Source organism: Enterobacteriaceae bacterium Kacie_13, assembly GCA_013457415.1.
GTDB lineage: Bacteria > Pseudomonadota > Gammaproteobacteria > Enterobacterales > Enterobacteriaceae > Rahnella.
On sequence record CP045665.1, the window covers coordinates 90,379 to 111,862 of the forward strand.

A 21,484-nucleotide genomic window follows, 5' to 3' on the forward strand; every position below is an offset into this window, starting at 1 on the left:
GTGGCTCCTCAGGCGTTTTTCAGGGAGGCGAGGTGGGCGATATAACTTCTCCAGCCGCCAAAATGGGTGATGTCAGTGGCGTCAGTGATCGCCCACGGCTCACAGATGAAGCCTTTCACCGTGCGGCCATCGGCCAGTATCAGAGAGCCGATCCCAAGCGGTGCCGGAATTTCGGCGACGAACTCGCCAAAGCGCGCCAGCGGGATATCCCACAGTTCGACGACGATCGCGCTGCCGGTTTCTGCCCGCACCAGCCCCGGTTTTGGCGGCGTGGTGTTGGCGAGGGCGAAGAGTTTGTAGGTGGCGGCGGTGGTAGTCTGCTCGACGCGTACCGCGTTGCGGCTGGTGAGCTGGAAATTGAGCGGCATACCGGTGAGATGGGCCCCGACTACCGCGACACGCACGCTGGCGGTCAGTGGCGTGGACGTCATATATTCTTCCGGCTTGAGGGTAATGCCGGTCGCGCCGAGCGGCAGGTTTAGGCTGCGCTGCCACTGGCGACCAAAGCTGGCCAGTGCATCGTCGTGCCAGGCGGGCGCGATCAGCGTGATCCCGGCGGGCAAGCCGTCAGCGCGAATGCTCGATGGCAGCGCCAGCGCGGACAAATCCGCCAGATTAGTGAAGTTGGTGTAAATCCCGAACTGTGAGTTATAGAGCACCGGCTCCTGCACCATTTCTTCCTGCGTGCGGATTGTGGGTGAGGTTGGCACTACCAGTGCATCAAACCCTTCCAGCGCCAGATTGATTTTGCGTGACAGCTCCGCGCGCAAATATTCCGCCCGCCAGGCGTCGCAGGCGCTGTAGTTCAGGCCGTTCGCCACAATGCCGCGCACCACCGGATCCATCACGTCCGGGCTTTCCTCGAAAATCTGCCCGACCGCTACCGTGCGTTCAGCCACCCATGCGCCGTAATACAGCTGCTCTGCCAGTTCGCGAAACGGTGTGAAATCGACCGGCACCAATGTGACGCCGCTGCTGCTCAGGCGTTCCAGCGCCTGATCGAATTCAAACTCGGCCTGCGCATCGCCAAAAAACTCCAGGCTGTCAGGCACGGCAAAGCGCGGATGAGCAGAAATTGCTACCGGCGCAGTACGCGGGTTCGGGCGGGAATAGGCATCGGCAGCGTCATATCCGCCCGCCGCGTGGACGACGGTCTGGGCATCGGCAACGGTCAGGGCGAAGATGGATACCGAGTCATTCAGGCGACAGGCGGGCACCACGCCTTTGTTCGACAGCCAGCCTTTGGTGGGCTTAAGGCCGACAACGTTATTGAACCCGGCCGGCACGCGGCCGGAACCGGCGGTGTCAGTGCCGAGTGAGAAAGCGACTAAACCGCGTGCCAGTACCGAGGCTGAGCCTGAGCTTGAGCCGCCGCTGACGTAATCCGGGTTGAAGGTGTTACGTACTGCGCCGAACGGCGAGCGGGTGCCGACCAGGCCAGTGGCGAACTGGTCAAGATTGGTTTTGCCAATGACAATCGCGCCTTTAGCTTTCAGATTGGCGACGACGGTAGCATCGGCTTCGGCGGTGTAAGTGAACGCCGGACAGGCGGCGCTGGTTGGCCAGCCTGCAATATCAATATTGTCTTTGACCGCAAACGGCACACCAAACAGTGGCAGGGCGTCCAGAGATCCTTCGGCTTTCTGGCGCAGGCTTTCCAGATGGGCAATCTGGTCTTCCAGCTGATTGGCTGTTGCACGATAAATCCAGGCATTGTCGGTATGACTCAGACTGCCCAGCACCATCGAAAGCGTGGTACGCAAACTGCCCGGCGCCGTGCGGTAGTGCTCTTGCCATTCGCGCAGGGTAAAACCGCGATACGGCGAATGTGGAGAATGTGAAGCGTGGGTCATAGGTTGAATTCCATCTGGTACACAAGATTGAATTCACCTAAGCAAGCCCTGTGCCACATCATTATCTATTGATTTAAAATGACTTATTATTTGGCTTGTGAATGAGTTGTACGTTTGTTGCACCACCACAGGGGGGCAACTGAACAAAAAAGGGGCGAAGATTTGCACTTCGTGCAGTCGTCGTTCAACTTAAATTCATTATCATCTAGCCCACAATTAGCAAGAACGGCATATCTTTAAGATATTCATATCGCTTTGACGGTTTTTAGGAAAATGCAATTGATGCCACTTCGCACTCTCTTCAGACGGCTGAAAAAGCTTTTACTGGCACTTGTTCTGGTGGTCATCACGCTGCTGGCCGTGCGGACGTATGATGCCTTACAAGGGCCGCCGCTTGAGCCGTGGCACAAACTGGTGCCGGATGAACTGAGCGCGGAGCAGATGGATAACAGCGACTGGGCGGCATATCTGCGCGCTGAACAGCAGGCTTTTGCCGAAGTGAAGCACGAAGTGACGGATAAGCTGGACGCCGAAGAGCGTATTCCTCTGAACCGCTATTACGATCGCAGCCCGATTTATCCAGAACATTTTGCGCAGGACTGGAACCGTTCTTATGAGCTGATGCCTGCGGGCAAGCCGGTTGGTGCAGTTGTGTTGTTACACGGGCTGACGGATTCCCCTTACAGCCTGCGTCATATCGCCGAGGATTACCGACAGCGCGGATTTGTTGCGGTGGGTATCCGTCTGCCGGGACACGGCACGGTACCGGGCGGCCTGACCAATGTGGACTGGGAGCAATGGATGGCGGCAACGCGGCTGGCCGTGCGTGAAGCCCGCCGCGCCGCCGGTGCGAATGTGCCGTTGCAGATGGTCGGCTTTTCCAACGGTGGCGCGCTGGCAATGAAATACACCCTCGATACCCTCGACGACGCGTCCCTGATTCGCCCTTCCCGCGTGGTGTTGATTTCCCCGATGATTGGCGTCACCCGTTTTGCCCGCTTCGCCGGGTATGCGGGCTGGCCGGCTATCTTCCCTGCGTTTGCCAAAACCGCGTGGCTGAACCTGATGCCGGAATTCAATCCGTTTAAATACAATTCATTCCCGGTAAAAGCAGCTCGCCAGTCCTATCTGCTGACCGACGTCCTGCAACAGCAGATTATCAAAGAAGCGAAATCGGGCAGGCTGGCGCAACTTCCGCCTTTGCTGGCCTTCCAGTCGGTAGTGGATTCCACCGTCAGCACCCGCGCGGTAGTCACTGCTTTGTTTAATCAGTTGCCCGCCAATGGCAGCCAGTTGGTATTAATTGATATTAATCGCAGCGCGTACGTCGGGCCGTTATTGCGTCCGTCGTCCGAAACGGCGGTTGAGCGCTTATTGCCGCCTGCGCCACGGCACTATCAGACGACGGTGATTACCAATGCCGCCCCCGATCAGGCGGCAACCGTTGCGCAGGTAACACCGGCGGGGCAGACTGCTGAGGTCGCGACGCCGCTGGGGCTGGATTATCCTTCCGAATTCTTTTCACTCTCGCATGTTGCGCTGCCGTTCCCGAGCGACGACTCGCTCTATGGCCGCACGCCACAGGGCCCGGCGCAGTTTGGTATTCGTCTGGGGACGCTGGCCGCAAGAGGGGAAAATGGTGCGCTGGTGGTGAGTATGGATCAACTGATGCGTGTATCATCAAATCCGTTTTACCCTTACGTGTTGCAGAGAATCAGGGGGTTTTGAAGTTCCGCAACAGAGTGAAGGCATTCACCAGTGTTAATACATTCACCCGAAAGCGCTTGCGATTATATCGCGCGCTATATACATTGGCGGCATGAACATGAAAACAGATACCGAATCAACGCCCAACAGCATGCTGCATCTGGATCAGCAGATGTGTTTCGCGCTTTACTCGGCGAATCTTGCATTGCATAAGGTTTACCGCAAGTTGCTCGGCCAGCTGGATCTGACCTATCCGCAGTATCTGGTGATGCTGGTGCTCTGGCAGCGTGATGAAGTGACCGTCTCGGAGATTGGCGACAAACTCTTTCTGGATTCCGCCACGCTGACCCCGCTGTTAAAACGGCTGGAGACCGCCGGTTTTCTGCTGCGCCGCCGCGCCAAAGCGGACGAGCGGCAGGTAATTATCACCCTGACCGACACCGGTAGGCAGCTGCGTGACAAAGCCAAAGAGATCCCCGAAGCGATTTTGTGTGCGACCGAGTGTGAGCTCAGCGAAATGGTCACGCTCAAGCAACAGCTGGAATCCCTGCGCGCGAATTTGAAAGATAAAGCCTGAATCGCAAAGTAAATAGATACGTACGCCGTTCAGCGAATGATTGATTAAACCTATCGCAGCAAACAGACAAATCCGCAGTGCGCTTTCGAATTTGTCTGCTAGTATTAAATACATAGCGCACGATTAAATCGTGTTAAATATTTCTAGTTAAGTCATCTTTGATTCTCAGTAATCTGACCCGAAAAGGAACGAAATATGTCTATCGAAAAAGTTGTGTATCGTGCTCATGCATCTGCTACCGGTGGTCGTGATGGCCGTGCTGTTTCTGACGACGGCGTGTTAGATATCAAACTGGGCGTGCCGAAAGAAATGGGTGGCATGGGCGGCGGTACCAACCCTGAGCAGCTGTTTGCTGCGGGTTACTCAGCCTGCTTCCTCGGCGCACTGAAAGCCGTGGCCGCGCAGGAAAAAATTAAGATCCCTGCTGACGCCAAAATTGAAGGCGCGGTAGGCATCGGTGCTATCCCTGGCGGTTACGGTATCGAAGTTCAGCTTGATATCACTCTGCCTGGCTTTGAGCGCAGCGACGCAGAAGCGCTGGTTGCCAAAGCTCATCAGGTTTGCCCGTACTCCAACGCCACCCGTGGCAACATCGATGTAACATTGAATATTAAATGATTTTTAGAAGTACCGCCTTCACCAGGGGCGTTTTGAGAAATACCCAGGAGGCTTCGGCCTCCTTTTTCATGTCTGAATTTATCATTGATAAAGACTGCACCTGTGCTTCATCTCGCCTGTGAGCCGCTTTGGCACGGAACATTCCGGAACTGTATATATACGTAATCTCGGTATAATCTGTGAACTCACCAGACATAAACATGTCACAATGATTCAGAATCTTTCAAAATCCTCCGGAAAATCACATTACATGAATAGAGTGAAGACTCTATCGCAGCAAAATATTTCATTATTGTTAGCGATTTATATTGGCATTTTCCTTAATGTCTCCGTGTTTCATCGCCGCTTTGCCGCCTTGATTAATCATTTCACGTCCACCGAACTTTTGCAGGCCGTCACCGAAGTGTGTGCAATCGTCCTGTTTACCTTTTTCGTACTGCGTTTGTTATCGCTGGGTGGACGGCTGTTTTTCCGCATCGTTGCCAGCCTGCTGGTTCTGATTTCCGTCGCCGCCAGTTATTACATGGTGATGTTTAACGTGGTGATCGGCTACGGCATCGTGGTATCGGTCATGACTACGGATATCGATCTCAGTAAAGAGATTATCGGCCCGCAGCTGTTTATCTGGATGGTGCTGGTCAGTGCGTTACCGCTGTTTCTGATCTGGAAAAATAATCTGCGTCTGACGCTGATAGAGCAGATTAAAACGCCGGGACAGCGCGCGTTGCCGCTGATCGTTTTGCTGGCCACGGCACTGCTGGTGTGGCTGCCGTTGCGTTATCTTGATCACGAACAAAGCGTGAACGAGAAGAAAACTAACGTCGATTTACCGAGCTACGGCGGCGTTGTCGCGCACTCTTATCTCCCCTCTAACTGGGTAGCCGCGCTTGGGTTATATGCCTACACCCAGATTGATGAGGGGCGGGATGCCAGCCATTATTTTGACCCGGCGAAAGAGTTTACCTACGTACCGCCAGCGGATATCGATGACACCTACGTGGTGTTTATCATCGGGGAAACCACCCGCTGGGATCACATGGGGATTTTGGGCTACGAGCGTGATACCACGCCGCGCCTGTCGAAAGAGAAGAATCTGGTGGCGTTCCGCGGCACCTCCTGCGACACCGCCACCAAGCTTTCGCTGCGCTGTATGTTTGTGCGCGAAGGCGGAGCGGAAGATAACCCGCAACGTACGCTGAAAGAGCAGAATATCTTTGCGGTGATGAAATCTTTGGGCTTCACCTCTGAACTCTTCGCGATGCAAAGTGAGCTGTGGTTCTACAACAACGCCGATACCAACAATTTCTCCTTCCGTGAAATTATTGCTTCTGAAAAACGTAATGATGGTAAACCGGTGGACGACATGTTGCTGGTGAACGAATTGCAGGAATCCTTGAAGAACCACCCGAAAGGCAAACATCTGGTGATCCTGCACACCAAAGGCTCGCATTATCTCTATTCCCAGCGTTATCCGCGCAGCTACGCGCGTTATACGCCGGAATGTAAGAAAACGAACTGCACGAAAGAAGAGCTGATCAATGCCTTTGATAACAGTGTGCTGTATACCGACACCTTCATCGACAGCGTGATTGACCAGCTGCGCGACAAGAAAGCGCTGGTGTTTTACGCCTCCGACCACGGTGAGTCGATTGATGAGAACTCGCATCTGCACGGTACGCCGCGCGAAATGGCACCGCCGGAGCAGTTCCGGGTGCCGATGATGGTCTGGGCCTCTGACAGCTTCCTCGAGCAGCCCGATCACAAACTGGCATTTGAGCAGCTGCAGGCTCAGCAGCGAGCAGGTGCGAAGAAGCGTCACGTCGAGTTATTCGACTCGATTCTGGGTTGTCTGGGTTACACCTCACCGAACGGCGGAATCAATCCGGCGAATAACTGGTGTGCTAAACCTCAGGCAGAACAGAAGTTATAGGTCAAATTGGCGGCGTATCGGATGATTTCTGGGCAGTCGGTGAATATGGATGAAAAAGCCGTTGACGCTCTGAAACCACCGCAGTAAGATGCGCCCCATTCGGCGAGTAGCGCAGCTTGGTAGCGCAACTGGTTTGGGACCAGTGGGTCGGAGGTTCGAATCCTCTCTCGCCGACCACATTTGAAAAACCTGCTTTTAAAGCAGGTTTTTTTTCGTCTGTAGTTTAAGAGGATGAGAACCTCCGAAGGAGGTTTGAGCCGAGCGAAGCGAGACCACGTTGCTTTAGCAACGGCCCGAAGGGCGAGCATCGAAGATGCGCGTAATCCTCTCTCGCCGACCACATTTGAAAAACCTGCTTTTAAAGCAGGTTTTTTTTCGTCTCAACAAAGCCTGCATCTTTCTGGTTGCGGGCTTTTTGTTTTGTGCACGCTCTCACGTCATCAGTTTCAAATCACCTTTTCGATGATTTTTATGGCTCTGATAGAAATTTTCATGGGAATCAAGACTCAGCAAATACAACTCGATCTTGTCTTCCAGCCAGCTGTACCCCAAAAGCGCCTGCTGTTTATCCAGCGAGAATTTATGGACGTGTAAATAACTCAGATCGCCTTTATTCAGTTCCCCGAGTGTCGGGTTCTCCTGTATGCGCTCGATTTCATCTTCCACGACAACCTGTTGTGGCAAGGAAAGTCGCGCAAATGCTTTGATGAAGCGATGAGATTCAAACGTATCAATCCGTTGACCGGTCGGTCCTTCTGACATAGCGCGTGACCTTGTTGTTATCTATTTCACTTTTGGCTAATAACGTTTCCATAATAAACCGGTAGGTCAGATCGGGATTGTCTTCGGCGATCCTGCCGATTTTTGCCCAATGCTCAATCTGCTTCGGGATACTGCGGTGGGTGGCTTCGGCATGAATTTTCACGTCACTGACGAAGTCATCATCTAAGCGAATGCTGGTTGCCATCGTTTACCTCTGGTCATTTTTTATACCTGAGAGCAGGGTGCGCCATTACATCGCTCAATGCAACAAATTGTCGCATATTGTCTTTTTTACATCGGCTAGCTCTGAGGGCGAGCATAACGGCGGGAACGCGGTTCAGAAAGCATATAAGGCCGGAATTTCTGGATTCTGTGGGCAGTCGCGAAAGAAACCCAATCTGTTCACACCGTTGCATCCGTCTCATGCGCTTTAGCGCGCAAATTGCGGCGTAGCCGCGTCATGGAATACAGAAAACTTTCTGCCATGGATCCAGACACCCTTGGTGTAAGCAAAAACCGCGCCAGTCTTCGAGCTATAAGAACAGTTTGGTTTCGAGGTATTTCAGCCTGTCCCCAGACTTTCGATGATAAAACACACCGAACATACCCCCGGAAGGGTCTGCACCATCATCGCGCATTTGCGCTTTTTTGGGGTATTTAAAGGGTTCATTGCACCAAGGCCTTTTGTGACAGTCCCGTGTCATCTGCTGCTCTTCTCAGCATTTTCAGCTGGTTTCCACCCCTATCTCAAAAATAACCGTTCATATATTCATCATTTAGCGAGAAATTTTTAGGGATTTAATATGTGCAAAACCCCCAGGAATATTCTTTTACAAAGTTGATTATGTGGGGTTCGGGTTCAAAAACTGAACATTCGTCCTGATTTGGTTAACGGAATGTTTTTTTATGTTTGTTTGCTGTTACTCACAGTCTGTGTAAATGCCTGATGGTTATATTGACGTCAGGGATAGGAGTTGCCAAATTGATAGCCCCAAGGAAGACCAGTGATTATTTCCGGTAAAGAACCGTAAAGCCCGCTTTACAGTCCGTAGGAAAAAAATGGCAGTTCACCATGCTCTGGTTGGACTTAATGCAGCGCACACCAACACAGTCACCCGCAAATAAAAATAAAGGGTGACGTGAGCTGCAAACACAACACACACATCCACATCACCATTAATCAATGGAGCAGAAGCGATGACAATCTCCTTAGGTAAGTCGGGGCTACTGAAATTCAGTATGGGCCTGATTGCGCTGACCGTTGCAGCAAGCGTGCAGGCAAAAACGTTAGTGTATTGTTCTGAAGGTTCACCTGAAGGTTTCAACCCTCAGCTGTTCACCTCAGGCACCACGTATGACGCCAGCTCCGTGCCTATCTACAACCGTCTGGTTGAGTTCAAGATCGGGACCACTGAAATTCAGCCGGGTCTGGCTGAAAAGTGGGACGTGTCGGCAGACGGCAAAACCTACACCTTCCATCTGCGCAAAGGCGTGAAATGGCAGGACAACAAGGAATTTAAACCGACCCGCGATTTCAATGCGGATGACGTGGTGTATTCCTTCGAACGTCAGCTCGATAAAAATAACCCATACCACGGCGTTTCTGGCGGCAGCTACGAATACTTCGAAGGCATGGGCATGGGCGACCTGATCGCCAAGATTGTCAAAGTCGACGACAACACCGTCCAGTTTGTGCTGAACCGCCCGGAGTCTCCATTCCTGGCTGACCTCGCGATGGACTTCGCCTCCATTCTGTCTGCGGAATACGCGGATAACATGCTGAAAGCGAAAACCCCTGAGAAAGTCGATTTGGATCCGATCGGTACCGGTCCGTTCCAGCTTGTGCAATACCAGAAAGATTCACGCATCCTCTACAAAGCTTTCCCGGGCTTCTGGGGCACCAAGCCGCAGATCGACCGTTTAGTCTTCTCCATCACGCCTGACGCTTCCGTGCGTTACGCGAAATTGCAGAAAAATGAATGCCAGGTGATGCCGTACCCGAACCCGGCTGACATCGCGGCAATGAAAAAAGATAACACCATCAACCTGATGCAACAGCCAGGCCTGAACGTCGGTTATCTGTCCTTCAACGTTGAGAAAAAACCGCTGGATGAAGTGAAAGTGCGTCAGGCACTGACCATGGCTGTGAACAAAAAAGCCATCATCGATGCGGTTTATCAGGGTGCTGGCCAGCCGGCTAAAAACCTGATCCCACCAACAATGTGGGGCTATAACAAAGACGTAGTGGATTACGATTACAATCCTGAGAAAGCCAAAGAACTGCTGAAAGAAGCAGGTCACGCAGACGGTTTCACTATCGATCTGTGGGCGATGCCGGTACAGCGTCCGTACAACCCGAACGCGCGCCGTATGGCTGAAATGATCCAGGCTGACTGGGCGAAAGTGGGCGTGAAAGCCAATATCGTCACCTACGAGTGGGGCGAATACCTCAAGCGTGCTAAAGCCGGTGAGCATCAGTCTGTGATGATGGGCTGGACCGGGGACAATGGGGATCCGGACAACTTCTTCGCTACGCTGTTCAGCTGTGCCGCCGCCAAAGACGGTTCCAACTATTCCCGCTGGTGTTACAAGCCGTTTGAAGATTTGATCCAGCCAGCCCGTGCTGAATCCGATCATGCCAAACGTGCTGCGCTCTACCAGCAGGCACAGGTTGTCATGCATGACCAGGCTCCGGCGCTGATCATCGCTCACTCCACTGTGTACGAACCTGTTCGTAAAGAAGTCAAAGGCTATGTCGTTGACCCGTTAGGCAAACACCACTTCGAAAACGTCAGCATGGAGTGATAGCCCTGCGCTATTAAATCCGACAGTTAAGAGTTTTGTGAGCTACTAATAAGCCCGGCGAGCTACGGTTCTCCGGGCATTTTATACAGAGAGTACGGGATATGTTTCAGTTCATACTCCGACGTTTGGGGTTAGTTATCCCAACGTTTATCGGCATAACTTTGCTGACTTTTGCCTTCGTACATATGATACCAGGCGACCCGGTCACCATCATGGCAGGCGAACGCGGTGTTTCCCCCGAACGTCACGCCCAGTTAATGGCAGATATGGGGCTCGATAAGCCTCTTTATCAGCAATACTTCCACTATGTGAACGGGGTGCTGCACGGCGACCTGGGCACTTCCTTAAAAAGCCGAACCCCTGTCTGGCAGGAGTTTGTCCCGCGCTTCAAAGCAACGCTGGAACTGGGCATTTGCGCGATGATTTTCGCGATTATTGTCGGTATTCCGGTGGGCGTGCTGGCGGCGGTCAAACGCGGATCAATATTCGACCACACGGCAGTGGGCATCTCACTCACCGGCTATTCGATGCCGATATTCTGGTGGGGGATCATGCTGGTGATGCTGGTTTCGGTGCAGCTCAACCTCACGCCCGTATCGGGGCGAATAAGCGATACCGTTTTCCTTGATGACAGCATGCCGCTGACCGGCTTTATGTTGATCGACTCCCTCATCTGGGGCGAGCCGGGCGATTTCAAAGACGCCGTGATGCACATGATTTTGCCTGCGCTGGTGCTCGGCACCATTCCTCTGGCGGTTATCGTGCGTATGACCCGTTCTTCCATGCTGGAAGTGTTGGGTGAAGATTATATCCGTACCGCGCGCGCTAAAGGCGTCAGCCGTATGCGGGTGATTGTCGTCCACGCACTGCGCAATGCGCTGCTGCCGGTGGTGACCATCATTGGTTTGCAGGTCGGGACGTTGCTCGGTGGTGCCATTCTGACGGAAACCATCTTCTCCTGGCCGGGACTCGGCCGGTGGCTGATCGATGCACTCCAGCGCCGCGACTATCCGGTCGTGCAGGGCGGAGTGTTGCTGGTCGCTACTTTGATCATCGTGGTTAACCTGCTGGTAGACGTGCTCTACGGCGTGGTCAACCCGCGTATTCGCCACAGAAAATAAGGGGCGCAAAATGTCTCAGGTTACAGAGCCCGTCGCGAACGAAATCGTGACGGCTGCGCCAGTGCCGATGCCGCCATTGCGCGAATTCTGGCATTACTTCAAGCGTAATAAAGGGGCCGTTACAGGTCTGGCTTACATCATCATCATGCTGGTAATTGCGATTGGGGCGAATGTGATAGCGCCACACGCTCCGGCTGAGCAGTTCCGTGATGCGCTGCTGCGTCCGCCGGTCTGGATGGAAGGCGGAAGCTGGAAATTCCTGTTGGGGACTGACGATGTGGGCCGCGATATTCTGTCGCGTCTGATGTACGGCGCGCGGTTATCGCTGCTGGTCGGTTGTCTGGTCGTGGTGCTTTCGCTGATCCTCGGCGTGATTTTCGGTCTGTTTGCCGGATATTATGGCGGTGTCATCGACGCTATCATCATGCGCGTGGTCGATATCATGCTGGCCTTACCGAGCCTGTTGCTGGCGCTGGTACTGGTGGCAATTTTCGGTCCGTCGATAGTGAACGCCTCGCTGGCGCTGACGTTCGTCGCCCTGCCACACTACGTGCGACTTACCCGTGCGGCAGTGCTGGTAGAAGTAAATCGTGACTACGTGACCGCGTCGCGCGTCGCGGGTGCCGGTGCGACGCGTCAGATGTTCATCAATATTTTACCAAACTGCTTAGCGCCGCTGATCGTTCAGGCGTCGCTCGGTTTTTCCAACGCCATCCTCGATATGGCGGCTCTCGGCTTCCTCGGCATGGGCGCGCAACCGCCAACGCCGGAGTGGGGCACGATGCTGTCCGACGTCTTACAGTTTGCTCAGAGCGCCTGGTGGGTTGTGACCTTCCCCGGTGTGGTCATCCTGCTGACGGTACTGGCATTTAACCTGATGGGTGACGGCCTGCGCGACGCCCTTGACCCTAAACTCAAGCAGTAAGGGACGAGCGATGGAAACCACATTAATTCAAGACGTACCGGTCGGCAAAACGCTGCTGACCGTCGATAAGCTTTCCGTGCATTTTGGTGACGAAGGCACACCGTTTCGCGCCGTAGATCGTATCAGTTACAGCGTAAAACAGGGCGAAGTGGTCGGGATTGTTGGCGAATCCGGTTCCGGTAAATCGGTCAGTTCACTGGCGCTGATGGGGCTTATCGATTTCCCCGGCAAAGTGATGGCTGAAAAACTGGAATTCGGTGGCCGTGATCTGCAAGACATGAGCGAAAAAGAGCGCCGTCAGATTGTCGGTGCCGAAGTCGCGATGATTTTCCAGGACCCGATGACCAGTCTTAACCCGTGCTACACCGTCGGATTCCAGATTATGGAAGCCATCAAGGTGCATCAGGGTGGCAACAAAAAGACCCGTCGTCAGCGCACCATCGATCTGCTGAATCTGGTCGGTATCCCCGATCCGGCTTCGCGTCTCGATGTGTATCCGCACCAGTTGTCCGGCGGGATGAGCCAGCGCGTAATGATCGCGATGGCGATCGCCTGTCGTCCCAAGCTGCTGATCGCCGATGAACCGACAACCGCCCTCGACGTGACCATTCAGGCGCAGATCATCGAACTGCTGCTCGAGCTGCAACAGCAAGAGAACATGGCGCTGATGCTGATCACTCATGACCTCGCGCTGGTAGCCGAAGCCGCGCAGCATATCATCGTGATGTATGCCGGTCAGGTGGTGGAATCGGCAAGAGCCACGGAGATTTTCCGTGCGCCGCGCCATCCGTATACCCAGGCACTGCTGCGCTCGTTGCCGGAATTTGCCGCTGACAAAGCGCGTTTGCAGTCATTGCCGGGTGTGGTGCCGGGTAAGTATGACCGTCCGAACGGTTGTCTGCTTAACCCGCGTTGCCCGTATGCTACGGATCTTTGCCGTAAAGAAGAGCCAGCGCTGCGTGATCTCGCCAACGGGCGTCAGTCGAAATGTCATTATCCGCTCGATGATGCCGGGAGACCTACTTATGAGTCCTGATAACACCGCATCGCAGCCGTTGTTGCATGCGATTGACCTGAAAAAGCATTACCCGGTGAAGAAAGGGATGTTCGCCCCGGAACGTACAGTTAAGGCGCTCGACGGCGTTTCATTCACCCTCGAACGCGGTAAAACGCTGGCGGTGGTGGGTGAATCCGGCTGTGGGAAATCCACGCTGGGCCGTCTGCTGACCATGATCGAAGTCCCGACCGGCGGCGAGCTGTATTACCGCGGGCAGGATTTGCTGAAACCTGATGCGACAGCGGAAAAGCTGCGCCGTCAGAAGATCCAGATCGTGTTTCAGAATCCTTATGGATCACTGAACCCGCGTAAGAAAGTCGGGCAGATCCTCGAAGAGCCGTTGCTGATCAATACCAAATTGAGCAGCGCCGAGCGTCGTGAAAAATCGCTGGCGATGATGGCGAAAGTTGGCCTGAAAACCGAGCATTACGACCGTTATCCGCACATGTTCTCTGGCGGACAGCGTCAGCGTATCGCGATTGCCCGGGGTCTGATGCTGGATCCTGACGTAGTCATCGCTGATGAACCGGTTTCCGCGCTCGATGTTTCCGTGCGCGCCCAGGTTCTGAACCTGATGATGGATTTACAGCAGGATCTGGGGCTGTCCTACGTGTTCATCTCGCACGATTTGTCAGTGGTCGAGCACATCGCCGACGAAGTGATGGTGATGTACCTTGGCCGTTGCGTGGAGAAGGGCTCAAAAGACGCCATCTTCAACAATCCGCGCCATCCGTACACTCAGGCACTGCTTTCCGCGACGCCGCGTCTGAACCCGGACGAGCGTCGGGAACGCATTAAGCTCACCGGCGAACTGCCAAGCCCGCTGAACCCGCCAGCCGGTTGTGCATTCAATGCCCGCTGCCGCCGCGCGTTCGGCACCTGCAAACAATTCCAGCCACAGCTCAAACAGTACGGCGATCAGCTTGTCGCCTGTTTTGCAGTGGATCAGGATGAAAATGGCACTACGCAGACTGTCGCGTAAATCTGGCTGAAACGCTGAAATCCAAAGGCGGGGCTTTATTATTATAAGTATCAATTGCTTATATGCATTTATTAAACAATCAATTGGATTGATTATGTTACTCGCCGAGTATTTATAAAACAAAGCCCCTGTTTAATAGAGGCTATTTTGATGTGGTCAATGTGTGGACATTGAATGAAGTAATTCCATTTATTTCATTGTGTTGCATTAAAATGGATATCACCATCCCTGTCTTCCCCCACCGAAAGGTGGGGTTTTTTTTGCCTTCATTTTGCGAACTTTCATAAAACGGGCAATTAACAAGATAGAAATCTGCCGGTAACGAGCCGGAAATATCTTGTAAAAGCCGTATGAATCAGTAAATTGCGAAGTACAGAGTGTGGTATGCGTGTTCTTGCTGACTTGAATCAATTCAGCTCCGCTGTTTTGTTATACTATAGGCTCAAACGCTAATAAGCCCTTTGGCAGCACAAGTTAATTCCGCCCAACAGGCAGGCTCAAGATTCTTAAGAAATTGCATCTACAAGTTCAGAGGTAGTCATGATCAAAAAAATTGGTGTACTGACAAGCGGTGGCGATGCCCCAGGCATGAATGCTGCGATCCGTGGCGTTGTGCGTGCGGCTTTATCAGCAGATTTGGAAGTTTACGGTATCGAAGATGGCTACCTCGGCATGTATGAAAACCGCATGAGAAAACTGGACCGCTACAGCGTGTCAGACATGATCAACCGCGGCGGTACTTTCCTGGGATCAGCACGTTTCCCTGAATTCCGTGATCCGGGCATGCGTAAAATTGCTCTGCAGAATATGAAAGATCGCGGCATTGATGGTCTGGTAGTGATTGGTGGTGACGGCTCCTACGCTGGCGCCGACCTGCTGACCAAAGAGGGCGGTATCCGTTGTATCGGCCTGCCTGGCACAATCGATAACGACGTAGCCGGTACTGACTACACTATCGGTTTCTTTACTGCACTGGGCACCGTGGTTGAAGCGATTGACCGTCTGCGCGACACCTCTTCTTCACACCAGCGTATCTCCATCGTTGAAGTTATGGGCCGTTACTGTGGTGACCTGACTCTGGCTGCGGCCATAGCCGGGGGTTGCGAATTTATCGCTATTCCTGAAGTCGAATTCAAACGTGATGATCTGGTTGCTGAAATCAAAGCCGGCATCGCGAAAGGTAAAAAGCACGCTATCGTCGCCATCACTGAGAAGTTAGATGATATTGATGAGCTGGCTAAATACATCGAGAAAGAAACGTGTCGTGAAACCCGTGGTACCGTACTGGGCCATATCCAGCGTGGCGGTGCGCCAGTTGCTTACGACCGTATTTTAGCTTCCCGCATGGGCGCTTATGCTGTCGACCTGCTACTTGAAGAAGGCCGTGATTATACTCAGGGCGGTTTCTGCGTCGGTGTTGAAAACGAAAAAATGGTGCATGAATTGATCTCCGTGTGCATCGCGCCAGAGAATAAGAAAAGCAAATTTAAAGAAGACTGGTATAACACCGCTAAAAAACTGTTCTAAAACAGCGGATTATTTAAGTCAAAGAGCCTCCTTAACCGGAGGTTTTTTTTAGTCTTTTTTTTGTTATTCCATAAAGTAATAGTAGGAAACCTTTTATTCTTTATTCGTTTTCTTTTTCTCTGGCACGCTCTCTTCATCAGACCAAACAAATGAAATCCATAGAAACTATCTTCGGGAGAGAGTGCGATGCGTAAATGGGGTGCAGGCCTGGCATTACTGCTGGTAGCAACAGGGGCGATTGCCAAAGACATTCAAATTCTGAACGTGTCGTACGATCCAACCCGCGAATTCTATGAACAATACAACAAAGCCTTCAGCAAATACTGGCAAGGCAAAACCGGCGATACTGTGACTGTGCGTCAGTCACACGGCGGTTCAGGAAAGCAGGCAACGTCAGTTATCAATGGTATTGAAGCAGACGTGGTGACGTTGGCGCTGGCTTATGACGTAGATGCGATTGCAGAACGTGGTCGTATCGATAAAAACTGGATCACCCGTCTGCCGGATAACTCTGCGCCTTACACCTCGACCATCGTATTCCTTGTACGTAAAGGCAACCCGAAACAAATTCATGACTGGAATGATTTGATCAAACCGGGTGTGTCCGTGATTACGCCTAACCCTAAAACATCAGGCGGTGCGCGCTGGAACTATCTGGCTGCGTGGGGTTACGCACTGCATCACAACAATAATGATAAAGCCAAAGCGCAGGACTTTGTGAAAGCGTTGTACAAAAACGTCGAAGTGTTGGATTCCGGTGCACGTGGCGCGACCAACACCTTCGTGGAGCGCGGTATCGGCGATGTGCTGATTGCGTGGGAAAACGAAGCGCTGCTGGCCACCAAAGAAGTGGGTAAAGACAAGTTTGAAATCGTGACGCCAAGCGAGTCCATCCTGGCTGAGCCAACGGTTTCGGTGGTTGATAAAGTGGTTGATAAGCGTGATACCCGGACCGTGGCGGATGCTTACCTGAAATACCTGTATTCACCGGAAGGCCAGACCATTGCGGCAGAAAACTATTATCGTCCACGAGATGCGCAAGTAGAGAAAAAATTCGCGTCTGAATTCCCTAAACTGAAACTGTTCACGATTGATCAGGTGGCAGGCACATGGGCACAGGCGCAGAAAGAACACTTCGCGACTGACGGGATTTTCGACCAAATCTCCAAACGCTGATGCGCTGAGTTAACATATTCAGGCAATAAAAAACCCCGGCATGCCGGGGTTTTTTGTGCGCAGAAGAAACAGACTTACGCTTTTTTAGCTTCGGCTGCCGCTTTCACGATCACTGCGAAAGCATCAGCTTTCAGTGATGCGCCGCCAACCAGAGCACCATCGATGTCCGGTTGTGTGAAAAGTTCTGCCGCGTTAGCCGCGTTAACAGAGCCGCCGTACTGGATGATGACTTGTTCAGCAACCGCAGCGTCTTGTTTTGCGACGTGGTCACGGATGAATTTGTGAACGGCCTGAGCCTGCGCAGGAGTGGCGGATTTTCCGGTACCGATCGCCCAAACAGGTTCGTAAGCGATGACAGCTCCTTCGAACGCTTTTGCGCCCAAAGTGTTCAGTACGGCATCCAGTTGCTTAGCGCAAACGGCTTCAGTCTGACCCGCTTCGTTTTCTGCTTCGGTTTCACCGATGCACAGAACAGGGATCAGACCAGCGTCTTTCAGCACGCCGAATTTCTTCGCGATGAACTCATCGCTTTCTTTGTGGTAAGTACGGCGTTCTGAGTGACCGATGATGATGTATTTCGCACCGATATCTTTGAGCATCTCAGCAGAGATTTCACCGGTGAATGCGCCGGACAGGTTAGCATCAACGTTCTGAGCACCCAGCGCGATACGGCTGCCAGCCAGAGCGTGTTTAGCCTGTGACAGGTAAACTTCTGGTGGAGCAATCGCAACGCCACAACCTTCGACCGTGCTCAGTTCAGTACGCAGAGCAGCAATCAGTTCGTTAACCATGTGGGTGCTACCGTTAAGCTTCCAGTTACCCATCACTAATGGATGTCGCATGTTTTTTCCTCCAAAAGGGGACGCGAATGTCGATTAAAATTTCTGCCAAACAAGCAGATTACCTGTCCAACAGTATAGAGATCATTGAAGGCAAAGGCTTTGCTTTTTGTCATTAAATACCGTCATCTCATGGCTCAGCCAGTGCCAGCTTGACGGGTTCAACGGCAAACGTCAGTCCTTTTTCGCCATTATCTGAAACTACAAAACGCACCGCGCCAACTTCCTGCTGGTAATACTGCTGGCCTTTGCCTTTTTGGATAAGCGATGCCACTTTCGCCACGCTTTGTTCTGTCGAAAGGGTGGCATCAAACTGGCGCATGAGATTCGCCATGTAGCTTATTGCCAGCGTACGCGCGGCTTTTTCCTCTGCGCCCTGAATCGGCAGATAGGTGATTTGCAGCGTTTTGATCTTACCCGTGCCTTTTTCCAGCGCGGTGGAGGCGTAGAGATTCTCATTAATCTTGCTGGCCGCGCGGGTCAGCGGGCTGTTGGCCGCCTTTTCATTAATGGAGCGGAATTCACCAATCTGCTGAGTGGAATTTGCTTCATTATATTTTGCGCGAAAATTGACAAGCGTCGTTTCGAAGGTCGGCGCACCGGCGAGCAGATAAGGGGCTTTCGGCATTTCTACTGTGCCTGAGTGATCGGCTGGCGGCTCGGCGAAGGCCATCTTTGATCCTGCGAGCATCAGCAATACCGGGAGTGTCAAAGATAAAAGGTTTTTTGCAGCATTCATAAGTGTTTTCTTAGCGTATCTGAATAGTTCGATTAAAGCGGGGATCAAGGGGTAATGTCAAAAGGAGACCTTAAACATTCTCACGGCGATGATCGCTGGGTTACACTCGCTTCGGTTTATCATTTTTACTCCCATTGTCTTCTATGGAACTGACTGTCAATGACGTTACAGCACGCACTGTTTTCTTTTAATGGCCGGATGGGCCGCCGTGATTTTTGGCTCTGGATGGTCAGCTGGCTTATTTTGATGGCGGCGGATTTCTTCTTTGCCGCGCAGGAATGGATTACTTATCAGTCCGCCGGATTTGCGCTGGTCGTTTTACTCTGGCCGACTGCTGCAGTGCTGGTGAAAAGGTTACATGACCGCAATAAATCGGCATGGTGGGCGCTGTTATTTGTACTGGCCTGGATGCTGGTCGCCGGTAACTGGGCTGCCGCGATGCCGCAGACATGGAGCTGGGTACTGGGCCGGCTGGTGCCGTCCGTTATTTTTATTATGCTGATTATCGACTGCGGTGCCTTTGTCGGTACTCCGGGCACAAATCGCTTTGGCCCAGAGCCGGATGAGGTCAGGTTTAAATAGGGGCTACCAGTAATGCTCGCTGGTCATGTGTCCCGGTTTGCGTTTGAGATGTTTTCGCATACCCCGTGTCTCTTTCAGCACCTGTTGGGTATCGCGTACCATTTGCGGATTGCCGCACAGCATAACGTGACTGTCGTCGGCGAGCATTTTCAGGCCGACCACCTCTTCGAGCGCGCCGTTTTCAATCAGCGCGGGTACACGACCGGTCAATGAACCAGAGATTTCTTCACGGCTGACAACGGTCTGAATGTGAAGTTTGCCTTCATAACGGCGCTGAAGTGCCTGCATCAGGGGCAGATAACTGAGATCGGCAGCGAAACGCGCGGCATGCACCAAAACGATATTTTTGAATCGCTCCAGTCCTTTGCCTTCCTGCAATATTGATAAATACGGTCCGATGGCGGTGCCGGTCGCCAGCATCCACAGCTGCTCGCACTCCGGCACTTCATCAATGACGAAGAAACCGGCAGCCTCTTTCGTGACCTGAATTTCATCACCAGGCTGCATCACGTGCAGACGCGGGCTGAGTTTTCCTTCCGGCACGTTGACCAGATAAAACTCCAGATTGCTGCTGGACGGCGGATTAACATAAGAATAGGCGCGCTGTACCCGCTCGCCGCCGAGTTCTAACGAGAGTTTGGCAAACTGGCCTGCGGTGAAAGGATCGACTGGCGCATTGACCGTGATGCTGAACAAATTGTCCGTCCAGTGCTCAACTTTTGTGACTTTTCCCGTGACCCAGTCAGCCATAAAAACTCCCGTCTTTTTTGATTACCGAATATAGCTGCTGATTTTATTTCAATTTTTTCCGTTCCCTTATCGGTTAAATGTTATCAGTCTGTTCCTTCGCCGTGATCTCCTGTCGAATTCCGTACACTTTGCGTTACACCACTGGCTCCTGCCGCTGCCAGCGGGTGCGCAGGAGAGTTTGCCGTAATCCTCGCTTATTCATCTTAATTTGTTAACTTATGCGCCGCCGTAACAGGCTCAAATTAGCGGTTATTTATTCTGCACTTTCCCTACTCTATTTGATAATGAACTGAAAAATGAAAAACCTGGAAAACATTCACCTGCTAGTGATGTTGATTTTGCTGGTGGCAGTCGGACAAATGGCGCAAACCATTTACGTGCCGAACATCGCGGATATGGCGACCAGTCTGTCGGTCAAACCGGGCGCGGTGCAGCGGGTGATGGCGGCGTATCTGATCACCTATGGTGCTTCGCAGCTGGTTTATGGGCCGTTGTCTGACAACATTGGCCGCAGGCCGGTGATCCTGACCGGGCTGATGATTTTTCTGATAGGTGCGGCTGGCGCGATGATGTCCTCCAGTCTGAATATGTTGATCGTCGCCAGCGCCGTTCAGGGAATGGGCACTGGTGTGGCGGGTGTGATGGCGCGCACCATGCCGCGCGATCTGTACAGCGGCGGGGCATTACGTCATGCCAATAGCCTGCTGAATATGGGCATTCTGGTCAGCCCGCTGATGGCACCAGTCATTGGTGGTGCGCTTTCGGCATGGTTAGGCTGGCGTGCCAGTTTTGGTTTCCTGCTGATCCTGTGTGCCGGCGTGGCATTCTCAATGTACCGCTGGCTGCCGGAGACGCGTCCGGCATTCACCGCCGATCATCAGCCACGTAAAATGCTGAGCAGCCTGCGTCTTCTGCTGGCCGACGGCAACTTCAGCCGTTATCTGGTGATGCTGGTGGGCGCTTTGGCTGGTGTGGCGGTGTTTGAAGCCAGCTGTGGCGTACTGATGGGCGGCGTACTGGGTCTGAGCGGGCTGATGGTCAGCATTCTGTTTATCCTGCCGATCCCGGCGGCATTTTTCGGTGCCTGGTATGCCGGTCGTTCGGAGAAAAGCTTCCAGCAGCTGATGTGGCATTCTGTTATCAGCTGTTTGCTGGCGGGGCTGACCATGTGGATCCCCGGCTGGCTTGGCATCATGAACATCTGGACGCTGATCGTTCCGGCATCTTTATTCTTCTTCGGCGCCGGGATGTTATTCCCGCTGGCGACGACGGGTGCGATGGAGCCTTTCCCCTATCTCGCGGGCGCGGCGGGTGCGCTGGTGGGTGGATTGCAGAATATGGGATCCGGGCTGGTGGCGTGGATGTCGGCTATGTTGCCGCAAACCGGTCAGTTCAGTCTTGGCCTGCTGATGTTTGCGATGTCGTTACTGATTTTGTTGTGTTGGTGGCCGATGTCCAACCGCCAGCAAGAGCAGGGCCATACGGTATAATCTTTTTTTCAGGCCAATAAAAAGCAGAGCCAGTTGCTCTGCTT

At 52.8% G+C, this 21,484-nt stretch carries 19 protein-coding genes, 1 tRNA gene and 1 other RNA gene; 15 read left to right on the top strand and 6 right to left on the bottom strand.

Features of this window, described 5'->3' with window-relative positions; translation table 11 throughout:
- Nucleotides 1-8: 8 nt before the first annotated feature.
- Nucleotides 9-1,853 carry an allophanate hydrolase gene (gene atzF, locus GE278_00415; GenBank protein ID QLK59340.1) on the bottom strand — a complete coding sequence of 615 codons (1,845 nt, stop codon included), beginning with the start codon at nt 1,851-1,853 and terminating at the stop codon, nt 9-11.
- 282 nt (nt 1,854-2,135) lie between these two features.
- Here atzF and GE278_00420 point away from each other — a divergent pair, with 282 nt between their 5' ends.
- The 6 genes from GE278_00420 to GE278_00445 all read left to right on the top strand — a co-directional run bounded on the left by GE278_00420 (nt 2,136) and on the right by GE278_00445 (nt 7,025).
- Nucleotides 2,136-3,581, top strand: a complete 1,446-nt coding sequence (locus tag GE278_00420; protein ID QLK59341.1) for an alpha/beta hydrolase — start codon at nt 2,136-2,138, stop codon at nt 3,579-3,581.
- Nucleotides 3,582-3,678: 97 nt separating this feature from the next.
- Nucleotides 3,679-4,137: a MarR family transcriptional regulator gene (locus GE278_00425; GenBank protein QLK59342.1), complete on the top strand. Its 459-nt coding sequence runs from the start codon at nt 3,679-3,681 to the stop codon at nt 4,135-4,137.
- A 195-nt stretch (nt 4,138-4,332) separates the two neighbouring features.
- Entirely contained in the window at nt 4,333-4,755 is a 423-nt protein-coding gene (locus tag GE278_00430) for an Ohr family peroxiredoxin (GenBank protein QLK59343.1), read from the top strand.
- A gap of 250 nt (nt 4,756-5,005) precedes the next feature.
- Nucleotides 5,006-6,685: a kdo(2)-lipid A phosphoethanolamine 7''-transferase gene (gene eptB / locus GE278_00435; protein ID QLK59344.1), complete on the top strand. Its 1,680-nt coding sequence runs from the start codon at nt 5,006-5,008 to the stop codon at nt 6,683-6,685.
- A 100-nt stretch (nt 6,686-6,785) separates the two neighbouring features.
- Nucleotides 6,786-6,862, top strand: a tRNA-Pro gene (locus GE278_00440).
- A 34-nt stretch (nt 6,863-6,896) separates the two neighbouring features.
- Nucleotides 6,897-7,025, top strand: a non-coding RNA gene (locus GE278_00445) — RtT sRNA.
- Between the two features lie 92 nt (nt 7,026-7,117).
- On the opposite strand, the gene GE278_00450 is transcribed toward GE278_00445, so the two are convergent.
- Nucleotides 7,118-7,447: a type II toxin-antitoxin system RelE/ParE family toxin gene (locus GE278_00450; GenBank protein ID QLK59345.1), complete on the bottom strand. Its 330-nt coding sequence runs from the start codon at nt 7,445-7,447 to the stop codon at nt 7,118-7,120.
- Complete coding sequence (locus GE278_00455) at nt 7,416-7,652, bottom strand: hypothetical protein (GenBank protein QLK59346.1); 237 nt, start codon at nt 7,650-7,652, stop codon at nt 7,416-7,418. Before GE278_00455 ends, GE278_00450 begins: the two co-directional genes overlap by 32 nt.
- A gap of 992 nt (nt 7,653-8,644) precedes the next feature.
- Between GE278_00455 and GE278_00460 the strand changes: the two genes are divergently transcribed.
- From GE278_00460 to GE278_00490, 7 genes are all read left to right on the top strand, one after another.
- A complete protein-coding gene (locus tag GE278_00460) occupies nt 8,645-10,252 on the top strand; it encodes an ABC transporter substrate-binding protein (GenBank protein QLK59347.1) in 1,608 nt (535 codons plus the stop codon).
- Between the two features lie 101 nt (nt 10,253-10,353).
- Nucleotides 10,354-11,373, top strand: coding sequence for a dipeptide ABC transporter permease DppB (gene dppB, locus GE278_00465; protein QLK59348.1), 1,020 nt, complete (start codon nt 10,354-10,356; stop codon nt 11,371-11,373).
- A gap of 10 nt (nt 11,374-11,383) precedes the next feature.
- Nucleotides 11,384-12,298: a dipeptide ABC transporter permease DppC gene (gene dppC / locus GE278_00470; GenBank protein QLK59349.1), complete on the top strand. Its 915-nt coding sequence runs from the start codon at nt 11,384-11,386 to the stop codon at nt 12,296-12,298.
- 10 nt (nt 12,299-12,308) lie between these two features.
- Nucleotides 12,309-13,334 (top strand): dipeptide ABC transporter ATP-binding protein, encoded by a 1,026-nt coding sequence (gene dppD / locus GE278_00475; protein QLK59350.1) that lies wholly within the window; start codon nt 12,309-12,311, stop codon nt 13,332-13,334.
- The gene (locus GE278_00480; GenBank protein ID QLK59351.1) at nt 13,324-14,337 is read left to right on the top strand and encodes a dipeptide ABC transporter ATP-binding protein; all 1,014 of its coding nucleotides are present in this window, start codon (nt 13,324-13,326) and stop codon (nt 14,335-14,337) included. Before dppD ends, GE278_00480 begins: the two co-directional genes overlap by 11 nt.
- Nucleotides 14,338-14,877: 540 nt before the next feature.
- Nucleotides 14,878-15,864 carry a 6-phosphofructokinase gene (gene pfkA / locus GE278_00485; protein ID QLK59352.1) on the top strand — a complete coding sequence of 329 codons (987 nt, stop codon included), beginning with the start codon at nt 14,878-14,880 and terminating at the stop codon, nt 15,862-15,864.
- A 186-nt stretch (nt 15,865-16,050) separates the two neighbouring features.
- Nucleotides 16,051-17,040, top strand: coding sequence for a sulfate ABC transporter substrate-binding protein (locus GE278_00490; protein QLK59353.1), 990 nt, complete (start codon nt 16,051-16,053; stop codon nt 17,038-17,040).
- 74 nt (nt 17,041-17,114) lie between these two features.
- On the opposite strand, the gene tpiA is transcribed toward GE278_00490, so the two are convergent.
- Both tpiA and GE278_00500 read right to left on the bottom strand, forming a co-directional pair.
- Entirely contained in the window at nt 17,115-17,882 is a 768-nt protein-coding gene (tpiA, locus tag GE278_00495; protein ID QLK59354.1) for a triose-phosphate isomerase, read from the bottom strand.
- Between the two features lie 127 nt (nt 17,883-18,009).
- Complete coding sequence (locus GE278_00500; GenBank protein QLK59355.1) at nt 18,010-18,618, bottom strand: DUF1454 family protein; 609 nt, start codon at nt 18,616-18,618, stop codon at nt 18,010-18,012.
- Nucleotides 18,619-18,777: 159 nt separating this feature from the next.
- Between GE278_00500 and GE278_00505 the strand changes: the two genes are divergently transcribed.
- Nucleotides 18,778-19,200 carry a DUF805 domain-containing protein gene (locus GE278_00505; GenBank protein QLK59356.1) on the top strand — a complete coding sequence of 141 codons (423 nt, stop codon included), beginning with the start codon at nt 18,778-18,780 and terminating at the stop codon, nt 19,198-19,200.
- A 3-nt stretch (nt 19,201-19,203) separates the two neighbouring features.
- Here GE278_00505 and GE278_00510 read toward each other — a convergent pair whose 3' ends face one another.
- On the bottom strand, nt 19,204-19,950 hold the full coding sequence (locus GE278_00510; protein QLK59357.1) for a ferredoxin--NADP(+) reductase: 747 nt from the start codon (nt 19,948-19,950) through the stop codon (nt 19,204-19,206).
- A 296-nt stretch (nt 19,951-20,246) separates the two neighbouring features.
- Here GE278_00510 and emrD point away from each other — a divergent pair, with 296 nt between their 5' ends.
- Complete coding sequence (gene emrD, locus GE278_00515) at nt 20,247-21,440, top strand: multidrug efflux MFS transporter EmrD (protein QLK59358.1); 1,194 nt, start codon at nt 20,247-20,249, stop codon at nt 21,438-21,440.
- The last annotated feature ends 44 nt before the right edge of the window (nt 21,441-21,484 follow it).

Coding starts and splice junctions, on each gene's coding strand:
- GE278_00480 (QLK59351.1), top strand. CDS start 13,324: ATGAGTCCTGATAACACCGCATCGCAGCCGTTGTTGCATGCGATTGAC.
- GE278_00460 (QLK59347.1), top strand. CDS start 8,645: ATGACAATCTCCTTAGGTAAGTCGGGGCTACTGAAATTCAGTATGGGC.
- GE278_00455 (QLK59346.1), bottom strand. CDS start 7,652: ATGGCAACCAGCATTCGCTTAGATGATGACTTCGTCAGTGACGTGAAA.
- pfkA (QLK59352.1), top strand. CDS start 14,878: ATGATCAAAAAAATTGGTGTACTGACAAGCGGTGGCGATGCCCCAGGC.
- eptB (QLK59344.1), top strand. CDS start 5,006: ATGAATAGAGTGAAGACTCTATCGCAGCAAAATATTTCATTATTGTTA.
- GE278_00505 (QLK59356.1), top strand. CDS start 18,778: ATGACGTTACAGCACGCACTGTTTTCTTTTAATGGCCGGATGGGCCGC.
- dppB (QLK59348.1), top strand. CDS start 10,354: ATGTTTCAGTTCATACTCCGACGTTTGGGGTTAGTTATCCCAACGTTT.
- tpiA (QLK59354.1), bottom strand. CDS start 17,882: ATGCGACATCCATTAGTGATGGGTAACTGGAAGCTTAACGGTAGCACC.
- GE278_00420 (QLK59341.1), top strand. CDS start 2,136: ATGCCACTTCGCACTCTCTTCAGACGGCTGAAAAAGCTTTTACTGGCA.
- GE278_00510 (QLK59357.1), bottom strand. CDS start 19,950: ATGGCTGACTGGGTCACGGGAAAAGTCACAAAAGTTGAGCACTGGACG.
- dppC (QLK59349.1), top strand. CDS start 11,384: ATGTCTCAGGTTACAGAGCCCGTCGCGAACGAAATCGTGACGGCTGCG.
- atzF (QLK59340.1), bottom strand. CDS start 1,853: ATGACCCACGCTTCACATTCTCCACATTCGCCGTATCGCGGTTTTACC.
- GE278_00450 (QLK59345.1), bottom strand. CDS start 7,447: ATGTCAGAAGGACCGACCGGTCAACGGATTGATACGTTTGAATCTCAT.
- GE278_00430 (QLK59343.1), top strand. CDS start 4,333: ATGTCTATCGAAAAAGTTGTGTATCGTGCTCATGCATCTGCTACCGGT.
- GE278_00490 (QLK59353.1), top strand. CDS start 16,051: ATGCGTAAATGGGGTGCAGGCCTGGCATTACTGCTGGTAGCAACAGGG.
- GE278_00500 (QLK59355.1), bottom strand. CDS start 18,618: ATGAATGCTGCAAAAAACCTTTTATCTTTGACACTCCCGGTATTGCTG.
- emrD (QLK59358.1), top strand. CDS start 20,247: ATGAAAAACCTGGAAAACATTCACCTGCTAGTGATGTTGATTTTGCTG.
- GE278_00425 (QLK59342.1), top strand. CDS start 3,679: ATGAAAACAGATACCGAATCAACGCCCAACAGCATGCTGCATCTGGAT.
- dppD (QLK59350.1), top strand. CDS start 12,309: ATGGAAACCACATTAATTCAAGACGTACCGGTCGGCAAAACGCTGCTG.